Source organism: Actinomadura gamaensis (genome assembly GCF_042652125.1).
GTDB classification, from domain to species: Bacteria; Actinomycetota; Actinomycetes; order Streptosporangiales; family Streptosporangiaceae; genus Spirillospora; species Spirillospora gamaensis.
In genome coordinates, this window is sequence record NZ_JBHSIT010000004.1 from 537,918 (window position 1) to 559,818 (window position 21,901).

16 protein-coding genes are annotated in these 21,901 nt (G+C 73.0%); 9 read left to right on the top strand and 7 right to left on the bottom strand.

All coding sequences use genetic code 11. The annotated features are described in order from the left end of the window. Positions 1 to 23 precede the first annotated feature (23 nt). The 3 genes from ACFPCY_RS16655 (at position 24) to ACFPCY_RS16665 (ending at position 3,282) form a co-directional block, all read left to right on the top strand. Complete coding sequence (locus ACFPCY_RS16655) at positions 24 to 383, top strand: TadE family type IV pilus minor pilin (protein ID WP_378256063.1); 360 nt, start codon at positions 24 to 26, stop codon at positions 381 to 383. Positions 384 to 481: 98 nt separating this feature from the next. Continuing rightward, positions 482 to 1,162: an Rv3654c family TadE-like protein gene (locus ACFPCY_RS16660; RefSeq protein ID WP_378256066.1), complete on the top strand. Its 681-nt coding sequence runs from the start codon at positions 482 to 484 to the stop codon at positions 1,160 to 1,162. A gap of 281 nt (positions 1,163 to 1,443) precedes the next feature. Further along, entirely contained in the window at positions 1,444 to 3,282 is a 1,839-nt protein-coding gene (locus ACFPCY_RS16665) for a hypothetical protein (protein ID WP_378256068.1), read from the top strand. A gap of 723 nt (positions 3,283 to 4,005) precedes the next feature. On the opposite strand, the gene ACFPCY_RS16670 is transcribed toward ACFPCY_RS16665, so the two are convergent. Next, positions 4,006 to 6,792: a DEAD/DEAH box helicase gene (locus ACFPCY_RS16670; RefSeq protein WP_378256070.1), complete on the bottom strand. Its 2,787-nt coding sequence runs from the start codon at positions 6,790 to 6,792 to the stop codon at positions 4,006 to 4,008. Between the two features lie 255 nt (positions 6,793 to 7,047). On the opposite strand from ACFPCY_RS16670, the gene ACFPCY_RS16675 reads away from it, so the two are divergent. Both ACFPCY_RS16675 and ACFPCY_RS16680 read left to right on the top strand, forming a co-directional pair. Continuing rightward, the gene (locus ACFPCY_RS16675) at positions 7,048 to 7,401 is read left to right on the top strand and encodes an STAS domain-containing protein (RefSeq protein WP_026412268.1); all 354 of its coding nucleotides are present in this window, start codon (positions 7,048 to 7,050) and stop codon (positions 7,399 to 7,401) included. A 16-nt stretch (positions 7,402 to 7,417) separates the two neighbouring features. Then, positions 7,418 to 7,864 carry an ATP-binding protein gene (locus ACFPCY_RS16680; RefSeq protein ID WP_378256072.1) on the top strand — a complete coding sequence of 149 codons (447 nt, stop codon included), beginning with the start codon at positions 7,418 to 7,420 and terminating at the stop codon, positions 7,862 to 7,864. Positions 7,865 to 8,019: 155 nt separating this feature from the next. Here ACFPCY_RS16680 and ACFPCY_RS16685 read toward each other — a convergent pair whose 3' ends face one another. The 4 genes from ACFPCY_RS16685 to ACFPCY_RS16700 form a co-directional block, all read right to left on the bottom strand. After that, positions 8,020 to 9,237 carry an ABC transporter permease gene (locus tag ACFPCY_RS16685; RefSeq protein ID WP_378256074.1) on the bottom strand — a complete coding sequence of 406 codons (1,218 nt, stop codon included), beginning with the start codon at positions 9,235 to 9,237 and terminating at the stop codon, positions 8,020 to 8,022. Between the two features lie 110 nt (positions 9,238 to 9,347). Then, complete coding sequence (locus tag ACFPCY_RS16690; protein ID WP_378256077.1) at positions 9,348 to 10,160, bottom strand: ABC transporter ATP-binding protein; 813 nt, start codon at positions 10,158 to 10,160, stop codon at positions 9,348 to 9,350. After that, entirely contained in the window at positions 10,157 to 11,248 is a 1,092-nt protein-coding gene (locus tag ACFPCY_RS16695) for a peptidoglycan-binding protein (RefSeq protein WP_378256079.1), read from the bottom strand. Before ACFPCY_RS16695 ends, ACFPCY_RS16690 begins: the two co-directional genes overlap by 4 nt. After that, positions 11,245 to 11,784, bottom strand: a complete 540-nt coding sequence (locus tag ACFPCY_RS16700; RefSeq protein WP_378256081.1) for a hypothetical protein — start codon at positions 11,782 to 11,784, stop codon at positions 11,245 to 11,247. Before ACFPCY_RS16700 ends, ACFPCY_RS16695 begins: the two co-directional genes overlap by 4 nt. 173 nt (positions 11,785 to 11,957) lie before the next feature. Here ACFPCY_RS16700 and ACFPCY_RS16705 point away from each other — a divergent pair, with 173 nt between their 5' ends. The 4 genes from ACFPCY_RS16705 to ACFPCY_RS16720 all read left to right on the top strand — a co-directional run bounded on the left by ACFPCY_RS16705 (position 11,958) and on the right by ACFPCY_RS16720 (position 17,955). Next, positions 11,958 to 12,614: a response regulator transcription factor gene (locus ACFPCY_RS16705; protein WP_378256083.1), complete on the top strand. Its 657-nt coding sequence runs from the start codon at positions 11,958 to 11,960 to the stop codon at positions 12,612 to 12,614. After that, on the top strand, positions 12,611 to 14,131 hold the full coding sequence (locus tag ACFPCY_RS16710; protein ID WP_378256084.1) for a sensor histidine kinase: 1,521 nt from the start codon (positions 12,611 to 12,613) through the stop codon (positions 14,129 to 14,131). The genes ACFPCY_RS16705 and ACFPCY_RS16710 overlap by 4 nt, the downstream gene beginning before the upstream one ends. A 491-nt stretch (positions 14,132 to 14,622) precedes the next feature. Next, positions 14,623 to 17,100, top strand: coding sequence for a sodium-translocating pyrophosphatase (locus ACFPCY_RS16715; RefSeq protein ID WP_378256086.1), 2,478 nt, complete (start codon positions 14,623 to 14,625; stop codon positions 17,098 to 17,100). A 384-nt stretch (positions 17,101 to 17,484) separates the two neighbouring features. Next, positions 17,485 to 17,955 (top strand): SixA phosphatase family protein, encoded by a 471-nt coding sequence (locus ACFPCY_RS16720; RefSeq protein ID WP_378256088.1) that lies wholly within the window; start codon positions 17,485 to 17,487, stop codon positions 17,953 to 17,955. A 123-nt stretch (positions 17,956 to 18,078) separates the two neighbouring features. Here the strand turns inward: ACFPCY_RS16720 and ACFPCY_RS16725 are convergent, their stop codons facing one another. Next, complete coding sequence (locus ACFPCY_RS16725) at positions 18,079 to 20,430, bottom strand: FUSC family protein (protein ID WP_378256090.1); 2,352 nt, start codon at positions 20,428 to 20,430, stop codon at positions 18,079 to 18,081. Between the two features lie 263 nt (positions 20,431 to 20,693). Next, positions 20,694 to 21,899: a phosphoserine phosphatase SerB gene (gene serB, locus ACFPCY_RS16730; protein ID WP_378256092.1), complete on the bottom strand. Its 1,206-nt coding sequence runs from the start codon at positions 21,897 to 21,899 to the stop codon at positions 20,694 to 20,696. Positions 21,900 to 21,901: the final 2 nt, after the last annotated feature.

The window sequence follows — 21,901 nt, forward strand, 5'->3', positions numbered from 1 at the left end:
TGCGGCGGCAGTGCGACCGTGGCATGGCCACCGCGGAGATCGCGGTCGCGCTGCCCGCCCTGGTCCTCGTCACGGTGCTCGCGCTGTGGGCCGTGGCGGCCGCTTCCACCCAGATGTCCTGTGTGGACGCGGCCCGCGCCGGAGCCCGCGCCGCCGCACGCGGCGAGGACCTCGACGCCGTCCGAGCCCAAGTGGGCAGATCGGCTCCCCGAGGGGCGGCGATCACCGTCCAACGCGACACCGACTCCGTGCGAGTGACGGTCTCCGCTGCCGTCCGCCCGCCGGCCCTCACGGGTCTGCCGCCACTCGGCGTCCAGGCTCATGCGGACGCGGAGACCGAGCCGGGAGGGCAGGACAACCCGGAATCGCAAGCCGGGCCCTGAAGCAATCCCGATAAGCGGACGCCTTCCGGCCCGGCCTCCACACCGGGGCCGTCGGTCGCCCTCGATTGCGGAGCCTGTCGCTCTGGACGGCGAGGCCAATGGCGCGTTCGTGTGTCCCTGGGCCCGAGCGTTTCAGGCTGGACGGGGTGAGCGGTGCTCTGGGGTCCTGCTGGCAAGGGCGCCGAGGCGGTGAAGGGGGGTGCGTGGGCGGAGGTGTGCGGAGGGGAGCTGTGCGGGGCGCAGGTGTGCGGGGCGGAGGTGTGCGGGGCGAGGTGTGCGGGGCGGAGCTGTGCGGGGCGCAGGTGCGCGGACGGGAGGTGTGTGGGCTGGAGCTACGCGGGCGAAAAGGGGTGCGGGCGGAAAGGTGGCTGGAGGGGAGGCGTGTGGACAGGCGGCTTGTGGACGGAGGGCACGGGAGGGGTGGGGATCGTGGGGCGGGGACGGTGTGGGTGCTGGCGTTCATGGGGGTGATCTGGATGGTCGGGGTGGCGGCGATGGTGGTGGGAGGTGTGCGGGTGGCGCGGCATCGGGTGGAGGCGGCGGCTGATCTGGGGGCGCTGGCGGCGGCTCGGCGAGTGAGCGAGGGAGAGGAGGCCGCCTGCCGGGCGGCGCGGGGAGTGGCGGCGGATTCCGGGGGCCGGGTGGCGTCCTGCCTGGTGCGTGGGAGGATCATCGAGGTCTCGGCGGACGTCGTGGTGCGGCTGCCGTTCGGGATTCACGGGGTTCGGGTCGCGGCGCGGGCCAGGGCTGGTCCTGTGGGACTGGACGGCGTACCCTGACGGGACTCGACTCTTGAACCAGATGTCAATAGAGGTCCGGAAGGACGGCCGAGGCCGGTGAGGCCGAAGTCGTGTCGCTTTGTCACCCTTCCGTGACTTTCGCTACCAAGTAGTACGTTACGCTGCCGTAAGCCCAGAGTTATCGCGTGAAACGGTGGCTGCTACGGCCCCTCGCCCCTCCCGAGGCCGGACACCCCCAGACGGGCTCGGCTGCGCGGACGGTGCGTCCGGCCGGGAGCTGTTGGAGGTATGAGGCTGTGACGAGGATTCGCAGGATCGGCGTGATCGCTCTCGCGACGCCCCTTGCGATGGCCTTCCCCGTGGTCGGCACGCTGTCGGCCGGGGCGTCCACGGGCATCGTCGCGCCGCAGAACGGCAGCGTGATCACGAGCGGTTCCCAGGTGTCCGTCCGGGCGCACTACGACTTCGCGTTCCAGATGCAGCTCCGGGCCAAGATCCCCGGCTCGGGCGACAGCTTCCTGACGTCCGGCGGCGTGTTCGACCACTCGCTCTCGGCCCCGCTCTCGCTCAACCGCAACGGGCGCTACACCGTCTACCTCAAGGGCTCCCAGACCGGGCACGTCTACGCGTCCAGCAGCTTCACGGTCCGGATCGCGCCCGCAGCGCCGAGCGGCGTCTCGGCGTCCGTCTCCGGCGGCAAGATCCGAGTGAGCTGGAACCTCGGGTACGAGGACGACTTGACGGGTTACTCCGTGTCGGCGTCCGGTGCCGGTTCGACGAGCGGCAGTGTCTCCAGCCTCTGCTCGGGCTCCAGTTGCTCCGCCTCGATTCCGGTGGGGTCTGGCAGCGGCAGTGTCTCGGTGCAGGTCCAGGCCCGCCGATCGAACGGCCTCGGCGGCTCGGTCTCGTCCTCGCCTGCTTCGACGACCGTGTCCGTCGGCGGAGGCGGTGGCGGAGGCGGCAACGGCGGCCCGAACACGAGCGTTCCGCCCGGCACCACGAATCCGGGTGGCGGCGGCACCAACGGGAACACCCCGCTGACGCCGTTCAACAACCAGTCGCCGGTCACGCTGCCGTCGGTCCAGCCGTCCGACGCGACGCCGGGTTTCGCCTACCCGACGCCGCAGGTCGCGTCCAACCAGTCGTCCCCGAAGGCCATGAACGCCGCCGCGTCCACCCAGCTCGCGTGGGGACGCAGCATCGGCATCGCGCTCATCCTGCTCGTCGTCGCCGCTCACCTCGGCACCTGGACGCGCCGGCTGCGCACGGCCCAGGCCGGAGTGAGCGAGAAGGGCATGGCGGCCCGACTCGCTCGCAGCGGTTCCGGACGCAGCCGCGTGCGCAAGGCTCAGCAGCACATCGCGCAGGCCGAGGCGATGGCCAAGACCGCCGTCCTCACCCCGGCTGCCGACGGATCGTCCGCAGCGCCGCTCGCGGGCGCGGCTACCGCCGGTACCGCGACCGCAGTCGATGCCATGCCTGGTGCGGCCCTCGGAGTGGCAGGTCGCGACGCCTCGAAGAACGCGAACGGTATGCCGGGCGTTGTCCAGGGGGCTGCGGCCAACCCCAGCGGCGCGCGTCGCTCGTCCCGACGTCCGGCCCGACTGGGCAAGCGCCCGGGTAATGCCGATGGCCGCGTCGCCGACAAGGGGAACAGTGCGGGCGGCCGTCCGGCTGGACCGCTCTCCAGCGACCCGACCCGCAAGCTGCCCAGTGGCCCGGCAGGCACATCTGCCACCGGCCCGGCGACTGACGGCTCCGTCGCATCGGCGGCCAAGCCGACTGCTCCCGTGCCCGGTCTTCCCGCCGACCCGACGCCCGGCGCCTCCGCCCCCACGGCGAGCGCGCCCCAAAGCCCAACGGCCGGCGTTCCCGGCGTTTCCAAGGGTGGGCTGTTCGACGGTCCGGTGACCAGCGCGGCTGCTGGAACGGCGGACAAGGCGTCCAACGGCCCGACCGCCGACGCGCCCCGTCCGAGCGGAGGACAGGGCACTCCGGACGCCGGGACGCGCCCGCGCGTGCAGCACAACATCTTCAGCATCGAGTCGGCCGTCGCGGGCATCCCCGATGCGCCCACCGCGTCCGCCCAGGATGAGGCCGCTTCGGACGCGAACACCAAGGGCCGTCGCTCCGGCCGAGGCCGCCGCCGCAAAAAGTAGCCCACCCGACGCATAGCCCACTCGGCAAAGAGCCGGTCCAGTGGGAGTTCGGCTGGTGCGGAGTCGGCTCGGCGCAGAGCCGACCCGGTGCGGACCCAACCCGGCGAGAAGCGGCCGGGGGGAAGCTCCCCTGGCGTGGACCCTGCTCGGCGCAGAGGCGGGCCCGGTGCTCGGTCGCGAACACCGGGGGCCGTCGCTCCGGCCGAGCCGACGCCGGGAGAAGTAGCCCACCCGACGCATAGCCCCCGACGTGGAGCCCCGCTCGACACGAAGCCCACTCGGCGCGCAGCCAACACGGTGCGCAGCCAACACGGTGCGCAGCGGACCCGGTGCGGAGCCTGCTCGGCGGGGAGCTCACCTGGGGCGGAGCCCGCTTGGTGTGGAGCCGGGGCGGTGCGGAGGCGACCGGCGCGGAGCTTATTCGGGGGGGAAGAGCCGACCCGGGAGCCGAGTTCGCTCGGTGCGGAGCTGGCCGGGTGCAGAGTTCACCTGGAGGAGAGCTCACTCGGGGCGGGGCTCAGTTGATGGGCAGGCTGCCGAGGCGCAGCACTGGGTGGGGGCGCGGCGGGGTGGTTTCGCGTTTTGGGCGGGCGCTGGCCAGCGGGGGCCGCTGGCATGCCTTGCCGTGCGTGCTGGGGCGGGCTGGCGTCCGGAGGGGGATGTTTCGGAGATCGCAGTCGTACGCGTTCGGGGAGGGCGGTCGGAGGGGGTGTGCGGCGGTGGTTAGGGGGTTGGGGGGAGGAGTTCGGCTAGGAGGGTTAGGGCGCCTTGCTTGTCCAGGGGCTCGTTGCCGTTGCCGCATTTGGGGGACTGGATGCAGGAGGGGCAGCCGGAGTCGCATTCGCAGGAGGCGATGGCGTCGCGGGTGGCGGTGAGCCAGGCGCGGGCGTCGCGGTAGCCGCGTTCGGCGAAGCCGGCGCCGCCTTCGTGGCCGTCGTAGACGAAGACGGTGAGGAGGCCGGTGTCGGGGTGGACGGCGGTGGAGACGCCGCCGATGTCCCAGCGGTCGCAGGTGGCGAAGAGGGGGAGCAGGCCGATGGAGGCGTGCTCGGCGGCGTGTGCGGAGCCCGCGAGGTCGAGGTCGCCGAGGCGGTCGACCTGGTCGGCGGAGAGGGTCCACCAGACGGCGCGGGTTCGGAGGGTGCGCGGGGGAAGGTCCAAAGGCTTCTCGCCGAGCATCTCGCCGGTCTGGAGGCGGCGCATCTGGTAGGCGACGACCTGGTGTGTGACCTCGACCGTCCCGTAGTGCAGGCGGGCCTCGCCCCACGGGGTGGAGCGGAGTTCCTCGACGATGCGGATGTCGGTGACGTCGCGGGCGGTCGTCGAGTAATCGGGTTCGGCGGCTTCGACGAGGGCGACCGAGTCGTCCAGGTCGAGGGTCTGGACGACGAAGGACTCGCCCTGGTGGATGTAGACGGCGCCGTCGTGCACGGTCGTGTGCGCGGACGACTCGTCCACGGTGCCGAGGAGCCGGCCGGTGGCGAGTTCGACCACCTGGACGGGCGCGCCGCCGGCCCCGCGGATGTCGGCCAGGTCGGTGGGGTTGTCGCGGCGCGTCCAGTACCAGCCCGCGGGTCGGCGGCGCAGCATGCCGCGGCGGACGAGGTCGGGGAGCAGTTCGTCGGTGGTCGGGCCGAAGAGCGCGCGATCGGCGTCGGTCAGGGGGAGCTCGGCGGCGGCCGCGCACAGGTGCGGTTCGAGGACGTACGGATTGTCCGGGTCCAGGACGGTCGCCTCGACGGGAGTGCCGAAGATCGCCTCGGGGTGGTGGACGAGGTAGGTGTCCAGCGGGTCGTCACGGGCGACCAGAACGGTCAGGGCGGACTGGCCGGAACGTCCGGCGCGTCCTGCCTGCTGCCAGAGCGAGGCGCGGGTGCCGGGCCAGCCGCAGACCAGGACGGCGTCCAGGCCCGAGACGTCCACCCCGAGTTCGAGCGCGTTCGTGCTGGCCAGGCCCACGAGTTCGCGCGATCGCAGGGACGCCTCCAGGGCGCGGCGCTCCTCGGGGAGGTATCCGGCGCGGTAGGCGGCGACCTGTCCGGCGAGTTCGGGAGCCGATTCCTCCAGCGCGCGCTTCGCGCCGAGCGCGACCGATTCCGCGCCCTTGCGGGAGCGGACGAACGCCAGCGTCTGGACGTTCTCCACGACCAGGTCGGCGAGCAGGTCGCCCGCCTCGGCGGTGGCGGTGCGGCGGACGGGCGCGCCGTGCTCGCCGCGCAGGTCGGTCAGCGGCGGCTCCCACAGCGCGAAGGTCGCGGGCCCGCGCGGCGACGTGTCGTCGTCCACCGCGATCACGTCCAGGCCGGTGAGGCGGGACGCGGCGGTCGCGGGCTCGGACGTCGTCGCGGACGCCAGGATGAACGTCGGATACGCGCCATACCGGGCGCAGATGCGGCGCAGGCGGCGGATGATCTGCGCGACGTGTGAGCCGAATACCCCTCGGTATCCGTGCGCCTCGTCCACGATCACGTAGCGGAGGCGGCGCAGGAACCCCGACCAGCGTGCATGGGCGGGCAGGATCGACCGGTGCAGCATGTCCGGATTGGTGAGCACGTAGTTGGCGTGCTGCCGCACCCAGGCGCGCTCGTCCCGCGGCGTGTCCCCGTCGTAGGTCGCCGCCCGGACGCGAGGCAGATGCAGCGCCCGCACGGCCCTCAGCTGGTCGGCCGCCAGCGCCTTCGTCGGCGACAGGTAGAGGACGGTCCCCTCGCCGGCGAACCGTCCACGCCCGGCCGCGCTCCGCCCGGCGGCGCCCTTACGCCCCTCCGTCGTGCCCTGCGCGTCCGACGCGGCCTGGCTGCCCGTTGTGGCCCGGCTGCCCGTCGCGCTCTGCTCGTCCGTCGCGCTGGGGCTGGCCGTTGCGTTCTGGCCGACCGCCGAGCTCTTGCCGACCGTCGTGCTCTGGCCGGCTGTCGTGCTTTGGCGGGGCGTCGTGCTTTGGCTGGCTGTCGTGTTTTGGGTGGGCGTCGCGCCTTGGCTGTCCGTCAGCGCGCCTGAGCCTGACTCTTCAGGCTGCGAGGCGCCTGGGCGTATAGCTGCGCTTGCGCTTTGGGCGTTACTTGAGCCTCGGTCGGCCTCGCGGGCGGTGTCCGCGTTCTGGGCTTGGGCTGCGTCCGGCGCGGGGGGCGTGGTCTGGGTCACGGGGGCGAACGGCGCGGGGGCGAGGTGTGAGGTGTTCGTGGGAGTTCGGGGGGCCGGGACGGTGGAGTCGGTGTAGATCGCGGCTATGGACGGGAGGAGGTAGGCGAGGGATTTGCCGGAGGCGGTGCCGGTGGCGATGATCACAGAGTGGCCGGCGTGGGCGAGGTCGGCCGCGCGGGTCTGGTGGGCCCAGGGGGCCTCGATGCCGGCGGCGCGCAGGCGGTCGAGCAGGGGCTGCGGAGCCCAGGACGGCCAGCCCGCACGGCGGCCCTGACGTGCGGGAACGCGCTGGACATGGGTGATCCGCCCACGCCGGGAGGGGTCGGCCAGGAGGCGGTCCAGGGGTGAGAAAGATCTTTGGCCGGACATGAGGTTTTCAGTGTGCCAGCCTGGGGACAACCATTGGAACGCCCCGCCGCCGGAGGCTGGCTTCCCCGTGCCATGACCGGCAGATCACCAGGTCAGACGTGATGGCGCGAACTTTCGTCCCAGTAGGCGATAACCTGCCTGCAGGGTGGCGGAGCGTGGTTGAATCTCGACGGAGTTCCGCCGTCCCGAAACCGGCCGTATCCGGGGGATCGGGGCGTGCGGAGTGCTAGTTCGCTGCACGGCGCTGGAGGACCTGTGGACCTGAAGGTGAACGACTACACCACCGATGACGGCCTGACCGTCATCACCGTGGAAGGCGAGATCGACGTCTACACGGCCCCCAAGCTTCGCGAGAAGCTGATCGACCTGGTGAACAAGGGCAAGTTCCACCTGCTCGTGGACATGGAGAAGGTCGAGTTCCTGGACTCGACCGGCCTCGGCGTCCTGGTCGGCGGGTTGAAGCGGGTGCGGGCGCACGACGGTTCGCTGGAGCTCGTCTGCACCCAGGAGCGGATCCTCAAGATCTTCCGCATCACCGGGTTGACCAAGGTCTTCGGCATTCACAAGACGATCGCCGAGGCCGAGGAGAAGCGCAAGGGCGCCAAGTAGGCGGCCTGTCAGAGAGATGGCGACCGTCGAACTCTCTTTCAGCGCGCTGCCCGTGCACGTCCGGACGGCCCGTCTGATCGTCACCGCCGTCGCACGCCGGAGCGGCGTCGACGAGACGATCATGGACGAGGTCCGGCTGGCGGTCGGGGAGGCGTGCTCGCGGGCGGTGGAGGCACACCGTCTGCACTGTCCCGATGAACCGGTAAGGCTGGAGCTGAGCGGTGCCGACCACCGCTTCCAGGTGATCGTCAGCGACTCCGTCCCGGCGGACGACGCGGCGGGCGAGCCCCCCTCGGCGCCGCGCCCGGACGACAGCCTGGAGCTCGCCCTCGCCGGGGACGCCGATCTGGGCCTCGCCGTCATCGCCGGACTGGCCGATGACGTCGAGATCTCGAACACCCCCAAGGGCGTCCAGATCCGGATGAGCTGGCCGGCCGAGCATCCAGCGGCTCCCGCGAACTGACCGGCCGCGCCCCCCGGAGCCGGAGATCGTGAAAGGCCCCGTCCCATCAGGGACGGGGCCTTTCGCATGTCCGCGAACCGGTCCGTGTCGCCCGGTCCGGTCCGTGTCGCCCGGTCCGGTCCGGGGCGGCCGTAGCGGCGCGCGCTGATCGCGGCTCAAGGGGTGGTGAGGGCTTCGGTCGGGGGGAGGCGGGCGGCCCGGAGGGCGGGGTAGAGGCCGGCTATGGCGCCGATGAGGAGGGTGGCGGCCAGGCCGCCCGCCATGGCCCAGGGCGGGACGACGGTGGGCCAGTCCTGGGCGACGGCGAAGCCGAAGGTGACCAAGGCCCCCAGGGCGACGCCGCCGACGCCCCCGAGGGCGGCCAGCAACTGGGATTCGGTCAGGAACTGGAGGCGGATCTGGCCTCGGGTGGCGCCCAGGGCGCGGCGCAGGCCGATCTCGGCGCGGCGTTCCAGGACGGAGATAACCATCGTGTTCGCGACGCCGACGCCGCCGACGAGGAGGGCGACGCCGCCGAGGCCGAGGAGGAGCGCCGTGAAGGTCTGGTTCGCGGCGTGCTCGGCGGCCAGGGCGTCGGACGGCCGGGACACCTCGATCTCGTTCGGCGACTCCGGGTTGGCGGTCGCGGCGAGCAGGTCGCGGACGCGCTCGACGGCGTTCTTGGCGGCCCGCGTGTAGACGGTGGTGGCGTGGCCGTCGAAGCCGAGGCGGGAGACGGCCGCGTCCCAGCCGACCAGCGCGGACGAGTCCAGTTCGGGCGCGAGGGCGTTCGGCGCGAGGACGCCGACGACGGTGAACCAGCGTCCGCCGAGCCACACCTGGACGCCGGGGCCCGTGACGCCGAGCCGATCCGCGGCGGCGGAGCCGAGGACGACGGCGGGGTAGCGGCCGGTCGCCGCGTTCAGCCAGGTGCCGGAGCGGAGGGTGAGGCCGACGGTCGCGGGGAGGCGCAGGTCGGCGGCCAGGACGGCGATCCCGCCGGTCTCCTCGGGGTCGATGTGGTCGTTGCGGTAGACGTGCGTGTCGGAGACCTTGCCGGTGGCCGCGGCGGACGACACGTCCGGCATCCGTCCGATCATGCCGGGGGCGGTGAGCGGCAGCTTGGCGTTGTCGCCGAAGAAGTCGCGGCCGGGCGTGACGGTCAGCAGGTTGGTGCCGAGGCGGTCCAGGGTGGTCTGGAGCTGGGCCCGGCTGGACGTCGAGATCCCGACGACGCCGATCATGGCGGCGATGCCGATCGCGATGCCGAGCGCGGACAGGACCACCCGCAGCGGGCGCGTCCGGAGGCCCGCCGCCCCGACCCGCAGCATGTCGCGGGGGCCGAGCCGGCCCGTCCGCTCCAGCCTGCGTCCCGCCGGTCGTCCGCGCCTCATGAGACCTCTGCGCCTCATGAGACCTCTGCGCCTCATGGGGCCTCCGCGCCCCCTGAGGCGTCCGTGTCTCGTGGGGCGTCCGCGCGTGAGGGGGCGTTGCCGGGTTTCGGTCATGGGCGGGGCTCCGCGGTGTCGTGGACGATGCGGCCGTCCCGCATGGTGACGCGCCGGGGGACGCGGGCGGCGATGTCGCGGTCGTGGGTGATCAGGACGACCGTGGTTCCGGTCGCGGACAGTTCGCGCAGCAGGTCGAGGACGACGGTTCCGGACGCGGTGTCGAGGGCGCCGGTGGGTTCGTCCGCCAGCAGGAGCGCCGGGTCGCCGATGACGGCGCGCGCGATGGCGACGCGCTGCTTCTCGCCGCCGGAGAGCTGGTGCGGGCGGTGTCCGAGGCGGTGTCCGAGGCCGACGCGTTCGAGGGCCTCGCGGGCGAGCGCCCGCCGGCGCGACGGCGGGACGCCCGCGTAGAGCAGGCCGTCCGCGACGTTCTCCAGGGCCGGGACGCCCGCGGCCAGGTGGAACTGCTGGAACACGAACCCGATGCGGCGGGCGCGCAGCGCGGACAGCCGCCGGTCGGACAGCCGCGACACGTCCCGTCCCTCGAACAGGACGGTCCCGGAGCCGGGCAGGTCGAGCGTGCCGAGCAGGTGCAGCATCGTGGACTTGCCCGAGCCGGACGGCCCGACCACCGCGACGAACTCGCCGGGCGAGATCGTGAGCGACACGGCGTCCAGCGCGGTCACCCCGCCCGGATAGGTCTTGGTGACCTCGCGCAGCTCGACGACCGCGAGGCCCGCGCCGGCCAGGGCCGGTTCCGTGCCTTCGGTCTCGGGCTCGATCTCTTCGGGCAGCGTTCGGGTGCGGGACGCGTCGTCCACAGAACCCGGTTCGGTGTGCGTGGCGGAGTTCTCGTGGACGCTCATGCGGGGACGACCACCTTGGTGCCCTCGGCGATGTCGGAGCCGGTGACCTCGACCTCGCCCTGGGCGAAGACGCCGGTGTCGACCTTGACCGTCCGGACCGGCGCGGACGGCCCGGAGACGACCTGGACGCCGTAGCCGCCGCCCGGCAGGGCGACGAGCGCGCCGACCGGTACGGCCAGCACCGACGAGTGCCGCGACGCGGTCAGGTAGACCTCCACCGGGGCTTTGTCGTAGCCGCCGAGCGAGCGCCGGCGGCCGACCTCGACGGTGACCTTGACGGTCGTCGGCTGGTCGGCCTTCGCCTGGGTGGCGACCTTGCCGACGTCGCTGATCGTGCCCTTCGTGGAGCCGCCGTCGGGCAGGTCGATGGAGACGGTCGCGCCGATCTTGGCGAGCCGCTGGTACTTGACGTCGAGGTCGATGGTGACGACGCGGGTGGTGCCGGTGTAGGTGAGCAGCGGGCCGCTCGCGCGGTCGCCGACCTGCGCGCGGCGCTCGGCGACGCGGATCTCGTCCGGCGCGACGACGACCGTGCCGGGGGCGATCTGTCCTGTCTCGTCCATGCCCATGTCGTCCTGCCACTCGCGGACGGCGTCGGCGGTCGCGGACGTGTACTCCTTGTCGACGTCGAACCCGCCGTAGCCGAGCGCGGCGAGGTTGCGTTCGAGCTGGAGGACGTCCGAGCCGGTGACCCCGGCCTTGAGGGTGCGGTAGAGCGGCAGCTTGCCGTACAGCAGCGGCACCGGGCGGTTGTTCACGCGGTAGGCGGCCTCCCCGCGCGCGATCTTCGCCCCCGGGGACGGCAGCCAGGTGATCGTTCCGCCGCCGGAACCGGAGCCGCCCCGCCCGCCGCCGCCTCCTCCCGAGGACGCCGCCGACAGCGACGTCGTGTCGCCGTAGCCGAGCGTCCCGTCCACCTTCTGCGTCTCGGTGAGCGTCGTCCGCTCGACGGACGCGGTCGCGGGCACCTTCGGCCCGCCGGACGACCCGGACCCGTGCCCGCCGCCGAGGCCGGCCGTCGCGAAGCCCGCGCCGCCGACGGCCGCCAGGGCGAGGACGCCCAGCGCGACCGCGCGGGACCGCCTCACTTGGGCCCTCCGGGCTGGTACTGCTTGCAGGCGTCCTGCGCGGCCTTGAACTTGGGGTCGGAGTCGGGACCGGTCCCGGCCTCCCTCTTGCCGGGGCCGCCGGTGGCCTTGATCTCGATCCTGCCGTCCGGGCCGGGGTCCTGCATGTTGACGCCGTGCTCGCGCATGCAGCGGGCGAGCTTGCGGGCCTTGTCGAGGTCCTGCGGGCTCATCTTGCGCGGCTTGCCGCCGTTCGGCATGAGGTGCTGGCAGGCCTTCTGCGCCGCCTTCATCTGCGAGTCGTCGCCGAGTCCGCCGTTGCCGCCGCCCGGGCCCTTCGACAACCGCATCGTGACCCGGCCGTCCGCGTCGGGGTCGGGCATGTCTACGCCGTGCTCGCGCATGCACTTGGCGAAGTCCCGCATCCTGGTCGTCTCGTCGGCCTTCTTCGCCGTCTGGTCGGCGACCTTGTCGCCCGAGCCGCCGCCTCCGCAGGCCGCGAGGCCGAAGGCGAGGGCCGGGACCAGCAGCAGGCCGGTGAGCCGTGGAGTGCGCATGGTCAGTCTCCTCGTCCGCGCCGGGACCGTCCCGGCGGTCGACGAGAAGTTCAGCGGGCGGCCGATAACCGTGCCGTAACCGCATCGCGTTATGCGGACATTACGGCTCATCCAACACGCTCGTCCCGGAGGATCGGGACGAGCGGAGCGGGACGGGCGGAGGAGGACGGGCCGTGCGGGTGCTGGTGGCCGAGGACGAGCGGATGCTCGCCGACTCGATCGCGGAGGGGCTGCGCGCCGAGACGATCGCGGTGGACGTCGTGTACGACGGCGATGCCGCGCTCGAACGGCTCGGCGTTCACGAGTACGACGTCCTGCTGCTCGACCGGGACCTGCCGGTCGTGCACGGGGACGAGGTGTGCCGGGCGGTCGTGGAGTCGGCGGCGCAGGTGCGGGTGCTGATGCTGACCGCCGCCTCGTCCGTCCCGGCGCGGGTGGAGGGGCTGAGCATCGGCGCGGACGACTACCTGCCCAAGCCGTTCGCGTTCGAGGAGCTGATCGCCCGCGTGCACGCGCTGGCCCGCCGCGTCCGGCCGGCGGATCCGCCGACGTTCGAGCGCGCGGGGATCCGGCTCGACCCGGCCCACCGCGAGGTGTTCCGGGACGGCCGCTACGTCCGCCTGGCGCGCAAGGAGTTCGCGGTGCTCGCCGAGCTGCTGCGCGCGGACGGCGCCGTCGTCTCCGCCGAACGCCTGCTGGAGAAGGTGTGGGACGAGCACACCGACCCGTTCACCAACACCGTCCGGGTGACCCTGATGAAGCTGCGCCGCAAGCTCGGGGAACCGGCCGTCATCGAGACCGTCCCGGGAGTGGGGTACCGCATTCCATGAGACCGACGATCCGCGCGCGACTGACCCTCCTGTACGGCGGCATGTTCGTCGTGGCGGGGATCGTGCTGCTCACGCTCACGTACGTGCTCGTCCAGAACAGCTTGCAGGGGCCGCGCGGGCAGCTCGTCAACCAGATCGTGACGGCCGCGCACGTGCCGAGCGCGCGTGCGCCCATGCCGGGCGGGACACCGGACGCGTTGACCCTCCTGCAAGTCCCGCAGGGAGGCCGTCCCCAGACCGGAACGTCCGCAACCCCACCGCCGCAGCAGGCCCCCGCCGGCCAGCAGCCGCAGGCGCCCGTAAGCCAACAGCCTAAGTCGCCCGCCGGCCAGCAGCCGCAGGCGCCCGCAAGCCAACAGCCCAAGTCGCCCGCCGGCCAGCAGCCGCAAGCGCCGGCAGGGCAGCAGTCCAAGTCGCCCGCGGATCAGCAGCCGGTGACGCTCGGGGAGCGGCAGCCGCAGACGCGGGTCCTCGTCGGCGGGAAGGACGAGAGCGCCGCGCTCGGCACGGGCTTCGAGGGGACGAAGGCGGCGATCTTCTTCCAGAGGCAGAAGGTCGGCGGCGCGGCCGACGACTTCCAGAAGGCGACGCTGAACTCGGTGCTGACGCAGGGCGCGATCGCGCTCGGCCTGGTGGCGCTGGCGGCGCTCGGGCTCGGCTGGCTGATGGCCGACCGGGCGCTGCGGCCCGTCCAGCGGATCACCGAGACCGCGCGGCGGGTGGCGCGCAGCCACGACCTGACCGAGCGGATCGGCTACGACGGCCCGCGCGACGAGGTGCGCGAGCTGGCCGACACCTTCGACACGATGCTCGGACGGCTGTCGCGGGCGTTCGACGGGCAGCGCCGGTTCGTCGCGAACGCCTCGCACGAGCTGCGCACCCCGCTGGCGATCAACCGGACGCTGGTGGACGTGGCGGTGCGGCGGCGCGGCGCGTCCGAGGACGTGCGGCGGCTGGGCGAGTCGCTGCTGGTGGTGAACGAGCGGCACGAGCGGCTGATCGACGGGCTGCTGACCCTGGCCGGCGGCGAGAACGAGGTGACCGAGCGGTCGCCGCTGGACCTCGCCGACGTCGCCCGGCACGTGGTGGACCTCGCGTCGGCCGCGAACGGGGAGGCGGCCGAGCGGGAGATCACGGTGCGCGGCGAGCTGGCGTCCGCGCCGACGACGGGCGATCCGGTGCTGCTGGAGCGGCTCGTCCAGAACCTGGTGGAGAACGCCGTCCGGCACAACCGTCCCGGCGGGACGTGCCGGGTGATGACGGGCGTGCACGACGGCTGGACGGAGCTGACGGTGACCAACACCGGGCCGGTCGTCCCGGCCTACGAGACCGAGACGATCTTCGAGCCGTTCCGGCGGCTGGGCGCCGAGCGGGTGCGGTCGGACCGGGGCAGCGGGCTCGGCCTCTCGATCGTCCGGGCGGTGGCCGTGGCGCACGGCGGAACGGCGGAGGCGTCCCCGAATCCAGGGGGTGGTCTGCGCGTCACGGTGCGATTGCCGAATACGGGAAAGATGTGAACGGATGTGAACAAGGGGACCCCTGTGACGCGCGGGGGGAACGGTTATGAGATCGTTCTTTTGACGATCTTCACCCGCTCCGGATATCGGTCGAAGATCAATTATCGATTTCGGGCGTCTATAAGTGGGAAGCTTGAGTCTCGCGAGGGCGACGGGGCGAGAATATGGCCTGAGGGTAAGAGAAATCTTACCCTCGCTGACCTGCCCGGACGGACGAGGCCGAGCGCGCGGGAGCAAAAGCCGGAGTTGTGGGTATTGCATTTCCAGCGCGTGATCGAGCGATGCCGGACGGTCTTCTCAAAGACGTCGTCACCTGCGTAGACTCCCGGCACCCGTGTAGCCGTGCGCAGTGACTGATTCGGCGTTGCCGCCGAGGGGTGCAGGGGGCCCGTCCCTCCTCGGAGACATTGAACCGGCCGCTCGCGGGGTACGCGGTAAAGATCGTCCGTTCGGACGATCCGGATCGCCACGCCCCTGCTCGAGGAGGACGGATGTCTGGGCTTTCCCTGTCAAGCCCGGCCGTTGCGAAAGGCGCAGACGTCGATCTCGGCGGCGGCGACCTCACCCTGGTCGTCGTCGTCGCCGTGGTCGCGCTGCTGGCACTGGCCGTCGCCGCAGGACTCGTCCGAGAGGTGCTGGCCGCCGGCCAGGGCACCGCGAAGATGCAGTCCATCGCGCGGGCCGTCCAGGTCGGCGCGCTCGCCTACCTGAAGCGCCAGTTCCGCACGGTCGCGATCTTCGTTGTCGTCATCCCGTTCCTGCTGCTCCTGCTGCCCGCCGACAGCACCGGGGAGCGGATCGGCCGATCGGTCTTCTTCGTCGTCGGGGCGCTGTTCTCGGCGGTCACCGGCTTCACCGGCATGTGGCTGGCGGTGCGCGGCAACGTGCGCGTCGCCGCCGCGGCCAGGGACCCGCAGGGCGGCGAGCGGACCGCCATGCGCATCGCGTTCCGCACCGGCGGCGTGGCGGGCATGTTCACCGTCGGCCTCGGCCTGTTCGGCGCGGCCGTGGTCGTCCTCGCCTACAAGGGCGAGGCGCCGAAGGTGCTGGAGGGCTTCGGGTTCGGCGCCGCGCTGCTCGCCATGTTCATGCGGGTCGGCGGCGGCATCTTCACCAAGGCCGCCGACGTCGGCGCCGACCTGGTCGGCAAGGTCGAGCAGGGCATCCCCGAGGACGACCCGCGCAACGCCGCGACGATCGCCGACAACGTGGGCGACAACGTCGGCGACTGCGCCGGGATGGCCGCGGACCTGTTCGAGTCGTACGCGGTCATGCTGGTCGCGGCGCTGATCCTCGGCACCAACGCGTTCGGCAACGAGGGCCTGGTGTTCCCGCTGCTGGTCCCGATGATCGGCGTGATCACCGCGGTGATCGGCATCTTCGCGGTCGCGCCGCGGGCCCGGGACCGGTCCGGGATGTCGGCGATCAACCGCGGCTTCTTCCTCTCCGCGATCATCTCGGCCGTGCTGGTCGCGATCGCGGCGTTCAGCTACCTGCCGTCCTCGTTCGGCGACCTGCACGGCGTGACCGACGCCAAGATCAGGGGCCTGGACGCCGACCCGCGCTGGGTCGCGCTCGGCGCCGTCCTGATCGGGATCGTGCTGGCCAGCGCGATCCAGCTGCTCACCGGCTACTTCACCGAGACCAACCGGAAACCGGTCCGGGAGGTGACCGGAAGCGCCCGCACCGGCCCCGCGACCGTGATCCTCTCCGGCATCTCGCTCGGCCTGGAGTCGGCCGTCTACACCGCGCTGGTGATCGCCGCCGCCGTGTACGGCGCGTTCCTGCTCGGCTTCGGCAACACCACGGTCGCGCTGTTCGCCGTGGCGATGGCCGGGACGGGCCTGCTCACGACGGTCGGCGTGATCGTGTCCATGGACACCTTCGGCCCGGTCTCCGACAACGCGCAGGGCATCGCCGAGATGTCCGGCGACGTCCAGGGCGAGGCCGCCGCGGTGCTGGAGCGGCTCGACGCGGTCGGCAACACCACCAAGGCGATCACCAAGGGCATCGCGATCGCGACCGCCGTCCTCGCCGCGACCGCGCTGTTCGGCTCGTTCCGGACGACCGTGGTGAACGCGCTCGACCACGCCTCGCCCTCGGCGAAGGACGCGCTCGGCACGTTCAAGGTGTTCTCGCTGTCCATCGACAACCCGAACGTGCTGATCGGCCTGGTCATCGGCGCCGCCGTGGTGTTCCTGTTCTCCGGCCTGGCGATCATGGCCGTGGGACGGGCCGCCGGACGCGTCGTCGTCGAGGTCCGCAACCAGTTCCGCACCAAGCCGGGCATCATGGACGGCACCGAGGAGCCGGACTACGACCGCGTCGTGTCCATCTGCACCCGGGACGCGCAGCGCGAGCTCGCCACCCCCGGACTCCTGGCGATCATGACCCCGATCGCGGTCGGGTTCGCGCTCGGCTACGCCCCGCTCGGCGCCTACCTCGGCGGCGCGATCGCCGCGGGCGTGCTCATGGCGGTGTTCCTCTCGAACTCCGGCGGCGCCTGGGACAACGCGAAGAAGCTGGTCGAGGAGGGCAAGCTCGGCGGCAAGGGCTCCGACGCGCACGCCGCGACCGTGATCGGCGACACCGTCGGCGACCCGTTCAAGGACACCGCCGGACCCGCGATCAACCCGCTGATCAAGGTGATGAACCTGGTCGCGCTGCTGGTCGCGGACGCCGTCGTCCGTTACGCCGGGAACACCTGGCTGCGCGTGCTGGTCGCGCTCGTCGCCGTCGCCGTCGTGGTCGCCGCGATCGTGGTCTCCAAGCGGCGCGCCGACCCGATCGGCGAGATGGCCGGTGCGGAGGCCCCGCCCGTCGAGGCCCCGGCGGCGACCGCGGCCACCGTCCCGTCCGCTGCCGAGGCCCCGGCGGTCGAGCCCGCGGTCCCCGCGCCCGGCGAGCCCGTCGCCGCGCCGGAGTCGAACGGCACGACCCGGACGGCCGACCCGTCCCAGAAGGAGTGAGATAGCCCACCGAGCCGGTCAGGTTCGCCCGGCTCCGCTCGCCCGGCTGGCCCGTCAGGCTCGACCGGCTCGGCCCGTCAGTCTCGGCCCCTCGGCCCGCTCGGGTCGCTCGGCTGGTCCGTCAGGTTCGGTCTGCGCCCTCGTCCGCTTCGCGCGGGCGGGGGCGTTCGGGTGCCGGGCGTGCGGCGGCCCTGGATCCGGGGCACGGGAAGGCGGCCGTACGCTTGTACGACACCACACGACACGCGGGAGGCGCGGCCTTGAGCGGCGAGAAGTCCACCCTGTCCGGTCCGAAGGGGTTCGCCCTCGTCCTCGCCGGGATGCTGGCGATCATCGGCGTCCTCTTCCTCATCGCCTACCTGGTCGCGCCGTAGGCTGCCGGGCATGCCGACGTTGATCGTGCTGCGGCACGCCAAGGCCGAGGACGGGTTCGGGAAGGCCGACACCGACCGGGAACTGACCGCGCGCGGACGCCGGGACGCGGCCGCCGCCGGGGACTGGCTGCGCGCCCACGGGCACGCCCCGGACCTGGTGCTCTGCTCGCCCGCCGTCCGGACCCGCCAGACCCTCGGCGAGCTGGGCCTCGGCGCGGACGTCCGGTACGAGCCGCTGATCTACGCCAACGACGCCGAGGAGCTGCTCCAGCTCGTCCGGGAGGCCGGGGACGGCGTCGGCACGCTGCTGCTCGTCGGCCACAACCCGTCGGTGCACGGGCTCGTCCACGATCTGGCGCCGGACGAGGCCCCGCAGGGCTTCCCGACCTGCGCGCTCGCCGTGATCGACCTTCCCGGGCCGTGGGAGGCCGTCCGTCCCGGCCTCGGCGATCTCGTCGCCTACAACGACCCGAAGAGCTGACCTTCCGGGCGTCCGGCCGCCGTCGCCGACGCCCGTCCGCCCGTCCGCTCGTCCGACCGCCCTCGCCGACGCCCGTCCGCCCGTCCGCCCGTTCGGCCGCCCTCGCCCGTTCGTCCTTGAGGCTCAGACCGGAGGCGGCGGCAGGTTCGGGTGGCCGAGGCCGATGGCGCCGGGCGGACGCGGCGGCTCGGGGATCTCGGGCGGCGGCTCGTACGTCAGGGCGGCCTTGAGAGCGCTCCGCACCAGCACGTCGGTGTCCCGCCGCAGGGACCGCAGGGCGTAGCGCATCCCGGAGATCTGGAGCAGGGCGTGCTGGAGCGGCGTGAACTCGTCGTGGCCGACGCCCGCCTGGAGCTCGTCCCGGCGGCGGCGCGCGACGGCGGAGAGGTGCTGTTCCAGGTCGGCGAACTCCTCGTCCAGGCTCTTGCCCTCGGGCTCGTCGTCGGCCGATCCCTGCGCGGGCGGCGGATCGGACAGCGCCGCGGCGGACTCCTCCAGCCGGTCGGCGATCCGGTCGAGGATCTCCGGGCCGGGACCGGCGTCCACGGCCTCCTCGCGGGTCATCCGGGTGACCGCGATGAGGTGGTCGCGGATGCGGTGCGCCGCGGCGATCGTGGCGTGCAGCTCCCGGACGCGCGGCTCGTCCGGAACCCGCTCGTGGCCGAGGCTGACGCACGCCGACGACACCGCGTCCGCGCTCTCCTCGGCCTCGACGATCAGGTCGTTGGGCAGCAGGTCGCGCTCGCCCTGGACGACCTCGGCGGACGCCCGCACCAGCTCGGCGTGCGCGGTGAGCAGTCGGCGGAGCTGGCCGGGCAGCCGCTCGACGTGCCCGGTCGGCCACAGCAGCCGGATCGCGAGCACGGCCAGCACCCCGCCGAACAGGGTGAGCCAGATCCGCTCGCCCGCGGCCGTCCAGTCGGACGGCGTGGAGAAGTCCAGCAGCATCATCGCCAGCGGCGTGCCGAACAGGAACCAGTAGGTGATGTTGACCGGCCGCAGGGTGAACCCGACCACCGCGAACACGAACAGGAACAGCGCGGCGGTGATCTGCCCGGGGGCGAGCGTGAGCAGCACCGCGGCGATCGCCGATCCGACGGCGGTGCCGACGATCCGCTCGACGATCCGGTTGATCGTCTCGCCGTAGGTGCCGCGCAGGCTGAGCATCGCGGTGATCACCATCCACTGGCCGTGCGGCAGCTTCAGCGCGGCGGCGAGCGACATCGCGACGACGGCGGTGACGTAGACGCGCGCGGCCAGCCGGAACGACGGCGAGCGGGTGCGGACGGCGCGGGCCATCCGCCCCCACGTGGACGCCGGGTGCGGGGTGGGGATCTGCGGCGGCCCGAACCCGATCCGCATCCCGGCCTTGACCAGCCGCCGGGCCGAGTCCACGCCGCCGGCGATCCGGTCGATGGCGCGGCGGATCTGGTCGATCAGCGCGACCGCGACCAGGTCCTCGTCCCCGGCCATGCCGGCCCGGCGGATCCTGTCGCTCTGCCGGGCCAGCCGCCGGATCGCGGCGGAGTCCAGCTCCCCGAACGGCGCGCCCAGCGGGGACTCGCCGTCGCTGCGGACCGCGCCCGCGAGCAGCCGCAGCCGGGCGGCGATCGCGGAGATCGCGACGTGCGCCTCCAGCTCCCACTCGCGGTTGCGGTCCGGCGGACGGCGGCGCTCGGCCTCGATCAGGGCGCGCAGCGCGACGGTCTCGTGCAGGATGCGGGCCAGCCCGTTGAGCAGCCGCTCGGGACGCGTCGGCTCGTTGCGGCCGCGTCCGGTCCGGTAGAGGGCGTAGGTGCCGCGCGCCTCGGTCAGCGCCTGGGACGCGGCGCGCCGCTGGTCCTCCCAGTCGACGGTGTGCACGACGGCGGCGAGGTCGGGATTGGTGATCTGGACGGCGTCGATGGCGGCGGCGTCGGAGGAGCCGACCTCCTGCGCGACCGCGTCCAGCGCGCCGGCGACCTCGTCGGCGGCGTCGGCCAGCGCGTCCCGGAGCGGACGCAGCCGCCGCGCGGGCCAGGGCGCGAGCACTACAAGGCAGAACAGGACGCCGCCGATCAGCTCCAGCGTCCCCATGAAGACGATGTCGTGCGCGTGCGGGCGGATCGCGGTCAGCAGCACGGCCAGGCCCGCGGTGGACCCGATCCAGGACACCGCCGTCCCGACCGCCACGATCGGCGGGACGGCCGCGACGGCGAGCCAGGTGTGCCCGCTGAGCAGCCCGCCGACGCCCGCGCCGACCGCGACGATCAGCACGGCGCTGCCGAGGTTGCGGGCGCGCGCGCCGTACGGCCCCTCAGGGGCGCGCAGGGCCACCAGGTACGCGCCGAGCGCGATCACCGAACCCTGCCCCGGGTGCTCGGTCAGCGCGCCGACGATCAGCGGCAGGGCGATCGCGAGCGCCGCCGACAGCCCGTAGAACGGGGTCGCCTCGCCCTCGATCGAGGCATAGGTCCGCCGCACGCGCTCCAGCACCGCGGCACCGCCCCCCAGCTCTCGACCGCCCGATCCGGATATACCCCGCCGTCGCCGTCGTGATCATTATGCCCGGACGTCTCTCGCGTCACCTGTGTCCCTCTTCACGTGCACGAGTGAGATTCTCAGGAAACAGGACAACTGTGCCGGTCGCTCGAGGCGATCGGCGCGGAAGGTGGGCTCGTTCAGGCGGGCGCTTCGGGTGGTCCGGTGAAGGACAGGGGTCCGGCGACGGGCCGGGGGATCAGGCGAGGGACGGCGGATCAGGCGAGGGACGGGTCGGCCGCGTCGGCGGCCTCGACTTCCTCGCGGGAGATGCCCAGCAGGAACAGGATCGTGTCCAGGTACGGGACGTTCACGGCCGTGTCGGCGGCCTGCCGCACCACCGGCTTGGCGTTGTAGGCGATCCCGAGCCCGGCGGCCTGGAGCATGTCGAGGTCGTTCGCGCCGTCGCCGATCGCGACCGTCTGGCTGATCGGGATCCCGGCCTCGCGGGCGAACCGGGCCAGCGCGGCGGCCTTGCCCGCGCGGTCGATGACCGGGCCGACGACGCGTCCGGTGAGCCGTCCGCCCTCGACCTCCAGGGTGTTGGCGGCCGAGTAGTCGATTCCGAGATCGGTCACGAGCGCGTCGGTGACCTGCGTGAACCCGCCGGACACGATCGCGAACTTGTAGTCCAGCCGCTTCAGCGTCCGGACCATCGTGCGCGCCCCGGCGGCCAGCTCGATCCGGTCCCGGACGACCTCCAGCGCCGCGGCGTCCAGCCCGGCGAGCAGCGCGACCCGCTCCCGCAGCGAGCCCTCGAAGTCGAGCTCGCCGCGCATCGCCGCCTCGGTGACCTTGGCGACCTCTTCGAGGCAGCCGGCCTGCTCGGCGAGCAGCTCGATCACCTCGCCCTGGATCAGGGTCGAGTCGACGTCCATGACGATCAGCCGCTTGGCCCGGCGGTGCAGCCCGCCCGGCTGGACGGCCACGTCGACCTGCCGCTCGGCGGCCTCGCGGGCCAGCGCGGCCCGCAGCGCGCCCGCGTCGGCGCCCGAGACGTCCATCTCGATGCAGGTGACCGGGTAGCCGGCGAGCCGCTCGATGCGGTCGATGTTCGCGCCGTTCGCGGCGATCTGGCCGGCGATCCCGGCCATCGCGGCGGGCAGCAGCGGCGCGCCGAGCACGGTCACGTGCAGGCGCCCGCGGCGCCGGGGCACCGCCCGGTCGCGCCCGGTGGACAGCTCGATCTCCATGTCGAGGTCCGTCGCGACGCGTTCGGCGGCGGTCCAGACCCGTCCGATGTCGGCCCCGTCGGCGTAGGAGACCAGCACGCCGAGGACGAGCCGGCCGCGGATCACGACCTGCTCCACGTCGGCGACCGTCACCGGGAACTCGGAGAGGGTGCTGAAGAGCCGCGACGTGACCCCGGGGCGGTCGCGGCCGGTGAGCGTGATGAGCAGCGTGCGCTGTGCTGTGCCGTCCATGC

Excerpts from the sequence above, each read along its gene's own strand:
- ACFPCY_RS16655 (WP_378256063.1), top strand. The coding sequence starts at position 24 with ATGGCCACCGCGGAGATCGCGGTCGCGCTGCCCGCCCTGGTCCTCGTC.
- ACFPCY_RS16660 (WP_378256066.1), top strand. The coding sequence starts at position 482 with ATGGCGCGTTCGTGTGTCCCTGGGCCCGAGCGTTTCAGGCTGGACGGG.
- ACFPCY_RS16670 (WP_378256070.1), bottom strand. The coding sequence starts at position 6,792 with ATGTCCGGCCAAAGATCTTTCTCACCCCTGGACCGCCTCCTGGCCGAC.
- ACFPCY_RS16680 (WP_378256072.1), top strand. The coding sequence starts at position 7,418 with ATGGCGACCGTCGAACTCTCTTTCAGCGCGCTGCCCGTGCACGTCCGG.
- ACFPCY_RS16685 (WP_378256074.1), bottom strand. The coding sequence starts at position 9,237 with ATGAGGCGCGGACGACCGGCGGGACGCAGGCTGGAGCGGACGGGCCGG.
- ACFPCY_RS16690 (WP_378256077.1), bottom strand. The coding sequence starts at position 10,160 with ATGAGCGTCCACGAGAACTCCGCCACGCACACCGAACCGGGTTCTGTG.
- ACFPCY_RS16700 (WP_378256081.1), bottom strand. The coding sequence starts at position 11,784 with ATGCGCACTCCACGGCTCACCGGCCTGCTGCTGGTCCCGGCCCTCGCC.
- ACFPCY_RS16710 (WP_378256084.1), top strand. The coding sequence starts at position 12,611 with ATGAGACCGACGATCCGCGCGCGACTGACCCTCCTGTACGGCGGCATG.
- ACFPCY_RS16715 (WP_378256086.1), top strand. The coding sequence starts at position 14,623 with ATGTCTGGGCTTTCCCTGTCAAGCCCGGCCGTTGCGAAAGGCGCAGAC.
- ACFPCY_RS16720 (WP_378256088.1), top strand. The coding sequence starts at position 17,485 with ATGCCGACGTTGATCGTGCTGCGGCACGCCAAGGCCGAGGACGGGTTC.
- serB (WP_378256092.1), bottom strand. The coding sequence starts at position 21,899 with ATGGACGGCACAGCACAGCGCACGCTGCTCATCACGCTCACCGGCCGC.